This is a genomic window from Arthrobacter sp. RT-1 (assembly GCF_003367205.1).
In the GTDB taxonomy this organism is placed as follows: Bacteria; Actinomycetota; Actinomycetes; order Actinomycetales; family Micrococcaceae; genus Arthrobacter.
The window spans coordinates 275,714-289,610 of record NZ_QRGQ01000002.1 but is presented as its reverse complement, the minus strand read 5'-3'; the positions used below and the strand labels follow the sequence as shown (position 1 = coordinate 289,610).

Genomic DNA, 13,897 nt, shown 5'->3' with positions numbered 1-13,897 from the left:
AATGGACAGGAGACCGACGTGGCTGAGACGCTGACCGACCCGCAGGTGGCTGAGCTGATGGCCGAGCTCGCCGCGCTCGAGGACCCCAGGGCACGCGAGGTGAACGAAAAGCACGGTGACGACCACGGCGTGAACCTGGCCAAGCTGCGCGCCATCGCGAAGCGGCTCAAGATCCAGCATGACCTGGCCCGCCAGCTGTGGTCGACCGGCGACACGGCGGCCAGGCTGCTGGCACTGCTGGTATGCCGGCCGAAGGCGTTCGAACCTGGCGAACTGGACGCCATGCTGCGCGAGGCGCGGTCCCCCAAGGTGCAGGACTGGCTGGTGAACTACGTGGTGAAGAAGGGCCCGCACGCCGAAGAACTGCGGCAGGCCTGGTTCACCGATCCGGATCCGATAGTGGCCAGCGCCGGCTGGGCCCTCACCAGCGAACGCGTGGTGAAGAAGCCCGAGGGCCTCGACCTTGACGGCCTGCTGGACATCATCGAGGCGGAAATGCAGGGCGCTCCCGACCGGCTGCAGTGGGCCATGAACACGTGCCTGGCGCAGATCGGGATTGAGCACGCCGGGCACCGCGCCCGTGCCCTGGAGATCGGCGAGCGCCTGCAGGTCCTCAAGGATTACCCCACCCCTGCGGGCTGCACGCCCCCGTTCGCGCCAAGCTGGATCAACGAGATGGTGCGCCGGCAGCAGGATCAGTAGGGCTGGGCCCTCAGTTTGGGCGGAAGCCCCCACGCGAGTCGGGCTCCAGCGCGGGGGCTTCCTTTGCTTCCGTGTTGGGGGAAATAACGTGGAAACAGGTAGAAATTTACCCGCCAGTAATCTCGGTTCCAGACCGTTTCGGTCCGCTTGCGCAAATCTTGATTAAACCTTGAGTAGTGCCCGCCTTCATAAGGCTGGGCACTACTCAAGCGTCGGAGTGTGTGGTCTTCTAGCCGATCAGGGTGGTGATGAGCCTGATGGAGGAGGCGACGATGGCGATGAGGCCGATGGCTCCAAAGAGGTTGTGCCACCACTTGTTGCGGAGATCGCCCATGACGGAGCGCCTGTTGGCCATGATGACGATCAGCAGTCCCAGCATGGGGGCGATGAGTACGGTCAAGGATTGGGCGATGACGATCAGGGCCACCGGTGAGGACTGGAAGGACAGGGTGATGATCAGGCCGAAGGCGAGGATCATGCCGGTGACGATCCGGGCGGCGACTGATCCTGCCTTGGCGCCCCGTCCCATGGCGTCGGAGAGCATGGTGCCGCCGGCGGTGGCGTTGGCGATCATTGACGAGAACGCTGCTCCGGAGAGGCCGAGGGCGAAGAGCATTGCACCGACGGGGCCTGCCAGGGGCGTGAAGATGGAGGCGAGGGCGTTGATGGTTCCGGCTTCGGCTCCGGTTTTTCCGAGGACTGCCGCGGCGACCATGATGACCAGGGCCGTCATGATGCCGGGGGCGACGATGCCGGGGATGGTGTCGACGAGCGTGATGTCGCGGTAGTCGGCACGGGTGCGGCGGTGTTCCTTGATGCCGTAGGAGGTGTAGAAGGCGGCGTTGATGGAGAAGTTGGTGCCCACGAGCGCGACGATGAGGATTTCGCTTCCGGCGGGAAGGGTGGGGACCATGCCTTCAAGGGAGCGGTACCAGTCAGGCTGTGCCACCACGGTGCTGGCGATGAAGGCGATGCCCATGAGGACAACAATGACCAGAAGGGCTTTTTCGACGATCCCGTAGACGTTCTTGAAAGCCAGGACGAAGGCGACGGCGGCGGTGCAGACGACCGTCCAGAGGACCGGGGATCCGCCGAAAATGAGCGATAGTCCCAGGCCGGAGCCAACGGCGTTGCCGACGGAGAACATCAGCGTGATGCCGAAGACGCCGAATCCTGCCAGGACGCCCACCCAGTTGCCGAGGTGTTCCTTGATGGAGGTGATCAGGGAGGTGGGAGTGGCGATGCCGAGCCTGACGCTCATGTCCGTGAAGAAGATCATCAGGATGGTGGAGACCGCAATGACCCAGACGAGGCTGTAGTCGAAGCGGCTGCCGGCCTGGACTGCGGTGGTCAGGTTGCCGGGTCCGAATTGCCACGCTCCGACGACGAAGGCCGGGCCCATGAGGGCAAGGTAGCCCAGGAACGTCCGGCGCTTTCCGGTTCCTGCCGGTGCGGGGTGTACGTGCGGTGCAGCCATCTTCTGTTCCGTCGATCCGGGATGGGTGATGGTCCTATTGTGCTCGCGCATCTGCGAGTCCTCCTTATACAGCGACATTGCTGGGGGCGTGCGTTGGCCCGGGATGGAGAGTAAAAGCTGGGGCACGGGCGGCGGGCCAAAGGGGCCCGCCACCCGTGAGGACCCGTGATGGGTAGGGTCAGACGGCAGCGGTGGTGGTGACCTTGCCGATGTTTGCGGCGGCGAAGGCTTCCGCGATTTCGGTTTCGGCGCCTTCGGGCAGGGGCAGGAGCGGGGTGCGGACTGTGGCGTGGTCCAGGATGCCGCGGTTCACGAGGCCCCACTTCAAGGCGACGGTGCCCTCCATATGGGAACCGCGGTGGTAAACGTTCTTGGTCACCGGAAGCAGCCGCTCATGAATTGCGTGTGCACGCGGGTAGTCCTGCGCCTTGCCGGCCTCGATCAGTTCGACGAGCAGTTCGGGGGCGATGTTGCCGTAGCCGACGAGCAGACCATCAACATCGAACATTGTCGGCAGCAGGTACTCGTCATGGCAGGACAGCACCTGCAGCTCGGGATACGCGGCGCGCAGCGCGGGGATCTCGGTGTACCACCGGCGCATGTTCCGGACACCGTTCTTCGTGGCAAAGACGCCCTCCTGGCCGGCGATCTCCAGCTGGGTCTCGAGGTCGTAGGTCGCCTTGGTGTTGTCGGGGTACTGGAAGAGAATCAGAGGCAGACCCGACTCTTCATAGATCTCCTGGTAGCGCGACTGCGGGGCGCCCTTCTGGTAGCCGAAGCGCAGCCACCCGTGCGAGGGGTAGACGAGACCAGCTGACGCGCCGGCCTCGACGGCCTTCTTGGCCTCGAGGGCCGCGGTCTTGTTGCCTTCCTTCGTGATGCCCGCCACGACCGGTACACGGCCGTCGGTCGAGGCCACGAACGCACGGATAACGTCCAGCTGCTCCTCTTCAGTAAGGAACGTGCCTTCGCCGGCGTGCCCCAGGACGACGAGGCTCTTCACGCCCTCAATCGATCCGAGCCACGAACCCAGACGCTGGATCGCAGCGAAGTCGACAGCGCCATCTTCGGTGAACGGGGTGACAGGTGCGGGGCTGAGTCCGCGGAGATCGAGTGTCATTGCAGCTACCTTCTTCTCTTCTTTGATGGTCGGCAGTCCCGCGATGCTCCTTCTCGGATGAGAACGTTTGCGGGAACGTTTTCATTGTGCGCCGTGTCACAGGCCACTGTCAAGAGAACGTTTGCAGATTTCAGGAATAGAGTGTCTGTACACCGCCAAGGAAGAGGAGAACCGCCATGGAACGGGCCACGCCGGGCACCATCGTCACGCTGAAGGACGTTGCCGCAGCCAGCGGCGTGAGCATTTCCACCGCCAGCCGCGCCCTGGATGAGCGGACCGCTTCCCGTTCCGCTGCCGCCGCGCATGTCCGGAAAGTTGCCGAAGAGCTGGGCTACCGCAGGAACTCCTTTGCCTCCAGCCTTCGCCGCGGCGAGACACGGACCCTGGGCGTCCTGGTCCCCCGCCTCAGCGACACGGTCATGGCGCTGATGTTCGAGGAACTCGAACGTGCCGCCGCCGCCCGCGGATACTTCGCGATGGTGGCCACCAGCGGGGACGATCCCAATGATGAACGCCGTGCTGCCGAGACGCTGCTCGACCGGAACGTTGACGGGCTGATCCTTGCCACGGCACGGCTCGACGACGAGCTTCCGCGGCTGCTGCGCGAGCGCAACGTGGCGCACGCGCTGGTCCTCCGCACGGACGGCGCAAGTCCTTCGGCCCTGGGGGATGACGAGGTGGGCGGCTACCTTGCCGTCCGCCACCTGATCGACCTCGGGCACCGGGACATCGCCGTCGTTACCGGCCCGTCGTTCACCTCAACCGGCATCGCACGCCTGGCCGGAGCGCGCAGGGCTTTGAACGAGGCAGGCATTGTTCCCCGCGAGGACTGGGTCATTGCGGGTGGCTACGGCATTGAGAACGGGTTCGAAGCAGGCGAAGCCCTGTTGGACGCGGCCACCCGCCCCACCGCCGTATTCGCCGCAAACGACAACATCGCCATGGGAATCATGTCAGCGGCCCATCGGCATCATTTGAGGATCGGCACCGATGTAGCACTGGTGGGCTACAACGACACGCCCCTGGCGTCACGGCTCCCCACTCCCCTGACCTCGGTCCACGTCCATCTGGACCAGATCGCTCGGACCGCCATCGACCTCATCATGGAGCCCGGCTCGGAACCGCGGGTTCGGAAGTCCATTCCCACGCTGATTCCGCGCGAATCCAGCGGGCCGCGCTTTGAAGGGAAATCCGGCAGGTCCTAGCCCCGCCACCTGGCAGGCGTCCGGGGGCTAAGGCTCCTCGGTGGCGTCCGGGTCCTCTTCGGGCTCGAAGGTGTTCGGCTCCGCATCGGCTGAGATGCCAATGCCATCGCCACCCCTGGGGATCCCGCCGTCGTTCTTGCCTTCGGTACCTGCGGCACCCTCGCGGGGCTCGTCCTCAGGCAGGGAATCGGGTGAGTTGATGGTCATCGCTCCTCCTTCATTGGCCGGGCCTCCACGCTAACAGCCCTCGGGTGGAAAGGCGCCGAAGGTTTTGTATTTATTTACCGCGGCCCCGCAACCGGACCGGCCGCTTTCAGGATGACGTCCAGCCCTGCAGGGCTTCCAAGCCAGTGCCTGCGGATTGCGTCGGCGCCTGCGCGCTTGATGACCGAGCGCAGCACCAGCGCCACGATGACGGCGTCGTCCGCGTAGCCAATCACCGGGATGAAGTCCGGAACCAGGTCGATGGGTGAGAGCAGGTAAGCCAGCAGCAGCACCAGCCGGACACGGATTCCGACGGCGACACTGCGGTCCGCGGCCAGCCTGCGGATGAGCCGCAACAGGTCCGGGAGCAGCCGCAGCGCGTCCTTCATGGTGACGGTTTCCGGGTGGCGGCGTGCGTAGAGCCACAGGAGGAACAGGAGCACGGCGTATGCCAGCAGCACCCCTGCCACGATTCCGGCGACGGTTTCCCAGGACATCCTTCACCCCTCCGCGGGACCGGACGGATTCCGGCTCCTGTACGAGGGTACGCCGGAACGGACGGGTGGAGATCCGCCCGTCTACGGCGTCATGCGGTAGCCCACCCCGCGGACGGTTTCCACCCAGCGGGGACGGCCGGAATTGTCGCCCAGCCTCTTGCGGAGGTTGCCGATGTGCACCTCCACGGCACGCTCCTCACCGGCGCTGACGAAGGACCCGGTGGCATAAGGCTCATTGCGCAGGCGCCGGACCAGGTCAGCCTTGCTCTGCACCGTCCGGCCGCCCTCCATCAGAAACAGCAGGAGATCGAACTGGGTTCGGGTCAGGTCCACCGGCACCCCATCGATGGCGGCCTGGCGGGAACCTTCATGAAGGGTTAACCCCCGGTGGGCAAAGTCGCAGCGGTCCGGAGGCGTTGCAACGTCCGGCCCGTCGTCCGGCTGCTGAACGGCAGCGGCCGCCTGGGGATGTTCGGACAGCTGCCGGGGCTGGCGACGGCCGGGGCGGCGCCTGCCCTGCGGGCGCTCGGCGGGAGCGGCCTGCAGGGTGCGGGGCCGGCGCAGCATCGCGGCAATCCGGGCACGCAATTCCCGGGGCCGGAACGGCTTGGTGAGGTAGTCGTCAGCACCCGCCTCGAATCCCATCAGCGCGTCGGCCTCGTCCACCCGGCCGGTGACAATGATGAGGTAGGCGTCGCTGAACGTCCTGATCCGCCGCGACGCTTCGATCCCGTCAAAGTCCGGCAGCCCCACGTCCATGGTGACGATGTCCGGATTGTGGGTACGGACCGCTTCGACGCCAGCCCAGCCGGAGGACGTCGAGTGCACGGCAAACCCGGACTGCTGCAGCACCTCCGTCAGGGCGGACCTGATGTCGTCGTCGTCCTCGACCACCACGGCAACACCGCGCTCCACCATGCATGCCCCGCATCCCGTATTGACGTACTCATAGTGCATTCGGTGACACAAGCCCGACGGATGGCTTTTTTGTAAGGTCTGCGGAATGCGCTCCTGAGCCTATCCAATGAAATAGGGCAAATTGGCTTTCCTTGGCACAGGTTGAGTGATTCTTGAGGTTCGCACATATGGCATTTCTTTTACGATTTTTCGCTCGCCTTCTCGAGGCCGCCATCGGCTTCGGCCGGTGACGTAGTCGCAGGTCACACGCGTGTTGTGCACCGTCACCTGCTTTTCATTCCGCTGCGAGGAGCGCCATCAGAAGCGCCGTACAAAATGCGGCGCAGCGCACACTCATTCCAATATTGCTCGACCACATTCCCGATTCCGATACGCCCGGGAATATGCCGGACAAAAATTGACGGGCAAAAAGCCGCCACGCGGGTCAGGATTACAACCGCAGACTCCCGCGCGACCAGCGGCACTGGTCAGTGCGTGACATTTCCAACCAAAACCAAACATCAAGCGCACAAAATCTCTTGACTCCGAACAGCAGGCACTGTTACAAATGCTGTAACGCATCGCGATGAATCGTTACAAAAAGGCTTCCAAGCCCTTCAGGGCAGCCCCCACCCCATCAAAGGAGATGACCTTGATCATCAGCGCCGCCATGCCCACACAGCCGGGCAAAACCCCGAAGCGGACCACCGCCGTCGGACTGGCTGCGGCCGTCCTGCTCAGCGGCGCCGGGCTGACACTGGCAGCCCCGGAAGCCAGTGCTGAACCCAGCAACTACCGCTTCGACTTCGGCAACGGCCCGGTGGAAGACGGCTACACCGGCGTCAGCGCAAAAGACGCTTACAGCCCTGACACCCGCTACGGCTTCAACACTCCGGAGCACATGATGGACGTGCCTGCCAAGGTCACCGGAGCGGGAAGCGACGCCGTGCGTTTCCTCCAGTTCGGCACCAAGAGCGCCAACACGTTCAACGTGGACCTCAAGGAGGGCCTGTACAAGGTGACCGTCACGCTGGGTGACACCTCCAGGGCCAGCATCGCCGCCGAAGGCGTGTTCCAAGAGATGAACCTGACCGGCAACGGTGCCACTGCCTTCTTCGAACTCCCGGTCCTGGACGGCCAGCTCAACCTCCTGGTTACCGAGGGCAAGGTGGGAACTGCCTTCACCCTCAGCGCGCTGGAGATTGAGAAGGTGTCCCGCCACCCGGAGATGGACCCGACCATCTGGGTGGGCGGCGACTCCACCGTGGCCAGCTACTACCCTCTGGAATCCAGCGTGCAGGGCGGCTGGGGCCAGATGCTGCCGCAATACGTGGATCCGGAGGAGTTCGATGTCCGGAACATGGCCACGGGCGGCCAGATCGCCCGCGGTTTCCGCAATGACGGACAGCTCGAGGCCATCCTGCAGTACATCAAGCCCGGCGATCTGTTCCTGCTGGAAATGGGCATCAATGATACCGCCGCCAAGAACGCCACGACCGAGGCGGAGTTCAAGGAGATTATGCGGGACATGGTGCGGCAGGTGGCGGCCACGGGAGCCACCCCGGTGCTGGTGACCCCGCAGGGCCGCGCCACCGACTTTGTGGACGGCGTGCACACCTCCGTCAACCGGTGGTACCGGAACTCCACCGTGGCCCTGGCTCAGGAGGAGGGCGTACACCTGGTGGACCTGAACGTCCTGGCTTCGGCCTACTTTACGGAGATCGGTCCGGAGGCAACGCTGGCCCTGTTCATGGCCGGCGATGCGTTGCACCCCAACCGCGCCGGCGCCACCGAACTGGCCCGCCTGGTGGTTGAGGACCTGGCCCGGCAGGGCCTCCCGGCCGGCAGCGACTAAGCAGGCAAAAATCGACGGCGGGGTGCGGCTGGAAGCCGGCGTTCCGCCGTCGTTCCTTGCCCGTAAAGCAGCACAACCCGCAGGGCCGGATGACGCACCCGGAATTGATGCGATCTTGATTAAAACTTTGCTGACCCCCGCAGTTGCAGGTCCATGCTGGACGCATAAGGACCAACAGCTTGTGGGGAGCAGGACGTCATGGGAAACGAATTAGCCTTTGATGAAGTAACCGCCGTAGGAGGCGTGCTCACGGATCAGCATCCGCTCGACTTCTACACCCTGGGGCTTGCCGGTTGCATTGACCGGCTCACCGTGCCCCTCCGTCAGCAAGGGACCGCGGTCCGCTGGGATACTCCGCACTGGGGCATCGAGATTCCGGCGGACTGCGCGTCCCTGCTTTACCAGTCCGCCCGCGAGGCGCTCAGCAACGCTTACAAGTACTCGGAAGCATCGCAGCTTACCGTCCAGCTTGCCGCGGTGGACCACGGCATCCGCCTTGTAGTGGCCGACGACGGCTCGGGCTTTGACAGCAGGCTCGCCACCTGCGGGCGCCACCACGGCTACGGTCTTCGGCTGATGTCCGTGGCCGTCCACGAAGCCGGCGGCAGTGTGGACATCTGCTCCTCCCCGGGTCAGGGCACCAGCGTGACCGTTACCTTGCCGCTGGACTGAGGACACCAGCCGAAAGACCGATGCCCGCCGTCGCTGGGACGGCGGGCATCTGCTTGTCCCGGGGTTACCCCGGAAGCTAGCGCGTCAGCTTGGCGGAGTCGTGCTCGAGGTCGCCGATGTGGCCGGGTGCGTTGGCAGCCAGGACGCGGGCCACGAAGGCCCCGTACTCGTCCATGTAGTGGCGCAGGAACTTGGCGGTCCCCTCGTCCTTGACCTCGCCGCCCTCACCGAACACGTCCGCGTTGTAATGGATGTAGGCTTCCGGAGCATTCAGCTGCGGGGCATCCAGGAAGCTGAGGACGCTGCGGAACGAGGACTGCATCACCGCGGTACCGATGCTGCCTACGGAGGCGCCGATGATGCCGGTGGGCTTGCGGGCGAACGAGTTGCTGCCCCAGGGCCGGGAGCCCCAGTCGATCGCGTTCTTGAGTGCGCCCGGGATGGAGCGGTTGTACTCCGGGGAAACGAACAGGATGCCGTCGGACCCCTCGATGGCCTCCTTGAGGGCGCGGCCCTCGGGCGGGAAGTCGGCGTCGTAGTCGTAGCTGTACAAGGGGAGGTCCTTGATGGGGATTTCCGTGAACTCCAGGTCCTCCGGAGCCAGTTTGATCAACGCCTGGGAGAGAACCCGGTTGATGGAGCCGGTAGCCAGGCTTCCCACGAAGTATCCGATCTTGAACGGTGCCATGAGTGTTTCCTTCCACTGGCCGGTCACGCCGGCCGTCCATGTTCGTCTGGAAAAGGTGCCGCCGCTGTACCGAACCAGCGGCGGCGGTTGGTGCTCAGTGCATCACCAGTCCAGCACAGAAGAACGGCCCCGGCCAGAGCGGACGGAAGGTTCTTGACAGGCCCTTTCCGGAAGCGCTCAATGATCACTATCGCAGTCCCCACCATGTCCACCGCGCCCTCCGGAGGAGCAGAGCAGCCATGACCGAAAATCCACTGCAGGACCAGCGCGTCCATAACGAGGCCCCTGCCGAGGGCGATCCGGACGCCGACCCTACAGACATCCGGGTCCACACCCAGGATCCGGCCGAGGGCGCGGACGTGCCTGAGACTCCTGAAGCCAAGAAGAGCTCATAAATCCGGCCGTCCGGCATGCCCTTTGCCCGCGGCATGACCGCGCAGTTCGGCCTTGCTGTCATCCAGAACCTGGCGCTGATCGGCAGGCATCTGGACTGACACGGCCCTCCGCAACTCCCGCGGGGACCCGACGGGCGGCACCCTGCCAGGTGCCGCCGTCGGGCTGGTTTGGGGGTTCCGGCGGGTCTATCGTGAAGCTACTGATGACCTCAGTTTTCCCATCAATTCGGTTCAGTCGAAGGAGACACGATGGGCACGAAAGTGGAGAAACGGATTGTGGTCGATGTACCGGTCAGCACCGCCTACAACCAGTGGACCCAGTTCGAGGATTTCCCGCATTTTATGGACGGCGTGGAGAGGATGACGCAGCTCAGCGACGACCGCCTAAGATGGGTGGCGCACATCGCCGGAGTCCGCCGGGAATGGGAAGCGGAGATCCTTGAGCAGGTGCCGGACAGCAGGGTGGCCTGGGCATCCACCGAAGGAGCGACCAACTCGGGAAAAGTCGAATTCCGGGATGTCGGCGCGAACAGGACCGAACTGGCACTCACGCTGGAGTACCAGCCGGCAGGCGTGGTGGAAAAGGTTGGCGACCTGCTCCACGTGGTGGGCCGGCAGGCGGAACACGACCTGAAGAAGTTCAAGGAATTCATCGAGCACGAGGGCCATGCGACCGGAGCCTTGCGCGAATCGATTCCGGGCACGGCGGGTACCGCCGCGGGCACCGGTCCCGCTCCAGAGACAAGCGCCGGCACGACCACCGGAGAGGCTGAGGCAGCGCCCCGGCCCTACAACCGGTTTGAGCACCCCTTCGACCAGACCGGCGGCTTGGTGGACCTGGAAGGAGAGTCGGACGAGACGGCCGACGGCGAGAACTACAGTTCCGGTGAACGCCGGTACCGGCGCGAGGGCGGAGGCTACATCCCGCCCTTCACCGGCTCACCCTAGCGGCACTGACCGGAACCTCACCTCGGAAGGCACCGCCGCCGTCGTCTTTCCCATGCTCTGGAAACCAGCGCCCCCAAAAGGTATGTTGGTAAGCATGCTGATGATTTTTACCGACTCATCAGTTCCCGGTGACAAGTAAAGGAGACGTTATGAGCACGAAGGTGGAAAAACGCATTCTGGTGAACGTACCGGTGAGCACGGCCTATAACCAGTGGACCCAGTTCGAGGAGTTCCCGCATTTCATGGGCGGCGTCAAGAGCGTCACCCAGCTCAGTGACGACCGGCTGGAATGGGTTGCCGAAATCGGCGGCGTCCGCCGGCAGTGGGAAGCCAAGATCCTTGAGCAGGTACCGGACCGCAAGGTTGCCTGGGCAGCTACGGAAGGCGCCACGAACGCGGGCGTTGTCGAGTTCGAGGACATCGGCGGCGGCCAGACCTCCATCCAGCTGACGCTCGAGTACGAGCCCGAAGGACTTATTGAGAAGGTGGGCGACAAGCTCAACGTGGTGGACCGGCAGGCCGAAGCAGACCTGAAGCGGTTCAAGGAGTTCATTGAGGATGAAGGATACGCCAGCGGCGCCTGGCGCGGCACCGTCAACCCCGGCGCCACCTTTGGCACGCCCGGCGTTGAGGATGCCGCGGCATCCCGCGGGGACTCCGGCAAGGCAGGCGTCTCAGGCAAGGTGGCAGCCGGCCTGGGCGTTGCCGCAGCAGCGGGCGCAGCAGCAGCCATGGCAGCTAGTGGCAACAAGGGCGAAACCGCGGCTGCCGACGAAACGGTGACTCCGGTGGCTCCCGGGGAGCCGGCCACCGTCACGCCGCTGACCACCGACACCACCGTCACGGGTACCACAACAACCGGTACGACGGCGGCAGCCGGCTCCACCGGTTCGGTCGCCGACCTGGGCGATGACAGGATCGGGCATGCCTTCGACCAGACCAACGGCCTGGTGGACACCACCGGCGAGTCCGACGAGACGCTGGAAGGCGAGAACCTCAGCGCCGGCGAGCGCCGCGAGCAGGACCGCCGTCCCGACGGCGGGCTGCCGCCCGTGGGCGGCAACCTCGGCCAGCACTGACCGGGTTTAGCCGCTGTAGCCGCACAGCAAAAGCGCCGCCCGCCTCTTTCCCGAGGCGGGCGGCGTTTTGCCGTTCCTGCTTTTTTACTTGTCCGTGCCTGCGTAGGTCACGGACGGCATGGCCGGCGTTTCCATGCCCTCGCCGATGAAGAAGCTCGGGTGCGGCGGCTGGTTGTATGCCACGTTCTCCCGGGCCACGGCGGTGCGGTACACCGGATCATGCATGAGGGTGCGGAGCCGGACCTCGGTGGGTGAGGTGCTGGTGTAGATCCGCAGTTCCGTGCTGTCCGACGACGGGAAGGCCAGTTCCTCGCGCCAGTCACCCAGCAGGTCCGCCTGGAGTGAGGGGTTGCCCTTGGTGTGGTTGTTGGTGCGGGCGCCGGCAGCCGTCAGCAACCTGTCGCTGGATTCGGTTTCCCAGTTCCACTTGGAGATGGTGGGCACACCCACGCCGGCAACAGCGTCGAAGTCGTGGTCCACAATCTCGCGGAGCAGGTCCCCGTCCCACCAGGCCAGGAAGTTGGCTGCAGGGATCTTATTGGCAATGAGCTCACCCTTGGCCGAACGCAGCTGGCCCACGGGGGAGTTCCAGGCGGCGTCTCCGCCGACGGCCCAGCCTTCGGCGCCGGCGTGGCGGGGATCGATGTCCCCGGCGGCGCCGCGACCGGTGTCGCGGGTGGCCGGGATGCTCCAGAGCACCTCGCCGGTGGCCGAGTCGCGGAAGGTAGCGCCGCGGTTGCCGCTCTGGCTCATGCTTTCGTGCACGGCGAAGGTCTCCAGGCCGGGCCGGGAGGGGTCCAGGTCGCTGGTGTGGATGGCGTCGCCGTGGCCCAGCTTGGTGTTGTACAGGGGGGCGCCGTTGTCGTCGATGGTCATGGAACCGAAGACGAACTCGTCCTTGCCGTCCTGGTCAACGTCCGCCACGGAGAGGTTGTGGTTGCCCTGGCCCTTGTACTCGCTGCCTGCGGCGTCGGAGTCGAACGTCCAGCGCTTGACCAGCTTGCCGTCCACCAGGTCGTAGGTGACCAGGACGGTGCGGGTGTAGTAGCCGCGGCTGAACATCAGGGAGGGCTTCTCGCCGTCGAGGTAGGCCACGGCTGCGAGGAAGCGGTCCACGCGGTTGCCGTAGCCGTCGCCCCAGGCGGACACGGTGCCGCGCGGCGGGTCGTAGGGCACAGTGTCCATGATGGTTCCGGTGGCGCCGTTGAAAACGGTGAGGTACTCCGGGCCGGACAGGATGTAGCCGCCGCTGTTGCGGTGGTCCGCCGCACCGTCGCCGATGACGGTGCCCGCAGCGTCCTTGGTGCCGTCCGCGGTCTTGAAGGAGACCTCGGCCTTGCCGTCGCCGTCGAAGTCGTAGGCCAGCAGCTGCGTGTAGTGGGCGCCGGCACGGATGTTGTGCCCAAGGTCGATGCGCCAGAGCTTCGTGCCGTCCATCTTGTAGGCGTCAACGTAGACGTTGCCCGTGTAGCCGGACTTCGAGTTGTCCTGCGCGTTGGACGGGTTCCAGAGCTGGATGATCTCGTAGCTGCCGTCGCCGTCCAGGTCCGCCGTGGTGGCGTCGCTGGCGGTGTAGGTGTACGGCTTTCCATCCTTGCTGACGCCGTCGGCCGGCTTGTCCAGCGTGATGGACAGGTAGTTCTGCGCCAGCGGCGTGAATTCGGCACTGAGCTTGTCCTGCCCGTTGCCGTTGCCCACGGTCTTGATGACGTACTTCGAGGCTGCGGTTCCTGCCGGGTCAACGTATGTTGTGGTGTTACGGATGGGCTCTTCGGTGAGCTGGACTCCGTCGCGGATCACGTGGAACCCGACGGAGTCCTGGTCCAGGCCCAACATGCGCCAGCCCAGGGAGACACCCTGGTCCGTCAACACAGCTACCGGCGCCCGGTCCAGGTTCTCCACCTGGCGCTTGAGGTCGGCCTTGCCGGAGGCAGCCGGAAGGCTGGGGTTTGCCTGGGCCAAGGGAACGCCGGTGAAGGCGAGCGCCGCCACGGTCAGGGAGGCGGCAGCGGCAAGGGGGGCGGCTTTCCAGGCCCTGCCGGCATTGGATCGGAGGGAGCATTTCGAGGGATAAGGCAAAGAACATCTCCTTTGATGCGGCGGCAGCTGAGTCTGCCGCACGACAGTTTGGAACGTTTCACTCAGGCGCCCGGAGTCC

14 protein-coding genes are annotated in these 13,897 nt (G+C 65.0%); 7 read left to right on the top strand and 7 right to left on the bottom strand.

From position 1 onward, the window contains the following. Positions 1 to 57 precede the first annotated feature (57 nt). Complete coding sequence (locus DXK94_RS02735) at positions 58 to 702, top strand: DNA alkylation repair protein (protein WP_220272953.1); 645 nt, start codon at positions 58 to 60, stop codon at positions 700 to 702. Between the two features lie 229 nt (positions 703 to 931). Here DXK94_RS02735 and DXK94_RS02730 read toward each other — a convergent pair whose 3' ends face one another. Both DXK94_RS02730 and DXK94_RS02725 read right to left on the bottom strand, forming a co-directional pair. Beyond that, positions 932 to 2,230, bottom strand: a complete 1,299-nt coding sequence (locus DXK94_RS02730; RefSeq protein WP_181884720.1) for an Nramp family divalent metal transporter — start codon at positions 2,228 to 2,230, stop codon at positions 932 to 934. Positions 2,231 to 2,357: 127 nt separating this feature from the next. After that, complete coding sequence (locus DXK94_RS02725; protein ID WP_115523716.1) at positions 2,358 to 3,299, bottom strand: dihydrodipicolinate synthase family protein; 942 nt, start codon at positions 3,297 to 3,299, stop codon at positions 2,358 to 2,360. Between the two features lie 176 nt (positions 3,300 to 3,475). Between DXK94_RS02725 and DXK94_RS02720 the strand changes: the two genes are divergently transcribed. After that, positions 3,476 to 4,504, top strand: a complete 1,029-nt coding sequence (locus tag DXK94_RS02720) for a LacI family DNA-binding transcriptional regulator (protein ID WP_115523715.1) — start codon at positions 3,476 to 3,478, stop codon at positions 4,502 to 4,504. A 27-nt stretch (positions 4,505 to 4,531) separates the two neighbouring features. On the opposite strand, the gene DXK94_RS02715 is transcribed toward DXK94_RS02720, so the two are convergent. From DXK94_RS02715 to DXK94_RS02705, 3 genes are all read right to left on the bottom strand, one after another. Next, positions 4,532 to 4,711, bottom strand: a complete 180-nt coding sequence (locus tag DXK94_RS02715; protein WP_115523714.1) for a hypothetical protein — start codon at positions 4,709 to 4,711, stop codon at positions 4,532 to 4,534. Between the two features lie 74 nt (positions 4,712 to 4,785). Then, positions 4,786 to 5,205 (bottom strand): YkvA family protein, encoded by a 420-nt coding sequence (locus DXK94_RS02710; RefSeq protein WP_115523713.1) that lies wholly within the window; start codon positions 5,203 to 5,205, stop codon positions 4,786 to 4,788. A gap of 81 nt (positions 5,206 to 5,286) precedes the next feature. Continuing rightward, positions 5,287 to 6,123, bottom strand: coding sequence for a response regulator transcription factor (locus DXK94_RS02705; protein WP_115523712.1), 837 nt, complete (start codon positions 6,121 to 6,123; stop codon positions 5,287 to 5,289). Positions 6,124 to 6,754: 631 nt separating this feature from the next. Between DXK94_RS02705 and DXK94_RS02700 the strand changes: the two genes are divergently transcribed. Further along, on the top strand, positions 6,755 to 7,957 hold the full coding sequence (locus DXK94_RS02700; RefSeq protein WP_258868409.1) for a rhamnogalacturonan acetylesterase: 1,203 nt from the start codon (positions 6,755 to 6,757) through the stop codon (positions 7,955 to 7,957). Between the two features lie 198 nt (positions 7,958 to 8,155). Continuing rightward, positions 8,156 to 8,629 (top strand): sensor histidine kinase, encoded by a 474-nt coding sequence (locus DXK94_RS02695; protein ID WP_115523711.1) that lies wholly within the window; start codon positions 8,156 to 8,158, stop codon positions 8,627 to 8,629. Positions 8,630 to 8,705: 76 nt separating this feature from the next. Here DXK94_RS02695 and DXK94_RS02690 read toward each other — a convergent pair whose 3' ends face one another. Beyond that, on the bottom strand, positions 8,706 to 9,317 hold the full coding sequence (locus DXK94_RS02690; RefSeq protein ID WP_079595196.1) for an NADPH-dependent FMN reductase: 612 nt from the start codon (positions 9,315 to 9,317) through the stop codon (positions 8,706 to 8,708). A gap of 239 nt (positions 9,318 to 9,556) precedes the next feature. Between DXK94_RS02690 and DXK94_RS21345 the strand changes: the two genes are divergently transcribed. The 3 genes from DXK94_RS21345 to DXK94_RS02680 all read left to right on the top strand — a co-directional run bounded on the left by DXK94_RS21345 (position 9,557) and on the right by DXK94_RS02680 (position 11,739). Then, positions 9,557 to 9,712, top strand: coding sequence for a hypothetical protein (locus tag DXK94_RS21345; RefSeq protein WP_176156718.1), 156 nt, complete (start codon positions 9,557 to 9,559; stop codon positions 9,710 to 9,712). A gap of 249 nt (positions 9,713 to 9,961) precedes the next feature. Beyond that, positions 9,962 to 10,660 (top strand): SRPBCC family protein, encoded by a 699-nt coding sequence (locus DXK94_RS02685; protein ID WP_115523710.1) that lies wholly within the window; start codon positions 9,962 to 9,964, stop codon positions 10,658 to 10,660. 149 nt (positions 10,661 to 10,809) lie between these two features. Beyond that, on the top strand, positions 10,810 to 11,739 hold the full coding sequence (locus DXK94_RS02680) for an SRPBCC family protein (RefSeq protein WP_115523709.1): 930 nt from the start codon (positions 10,810 to 10,812) through the stop codon (positions 11,737 to 11,739). Between the two features lie 84 nt (positions 11,740 to 11,823). On the opposite strand, the gene DXK94_RS02675 is transcribed toward DXK94_RS02680, so the two are convergent. Next, a complete protein-coding gene (locus DXK94_RS02675) occupies positions 11,824 to 13,818 on the bottom strand; it encodes a rhamnogalacturonan lyase (protein ID WP_115523708.1) in 1,995 nt (664 codons plus the stop codon). Between the last annotated feature and the right edge of the window lie 79 nt (positions 13,819 to 13,897).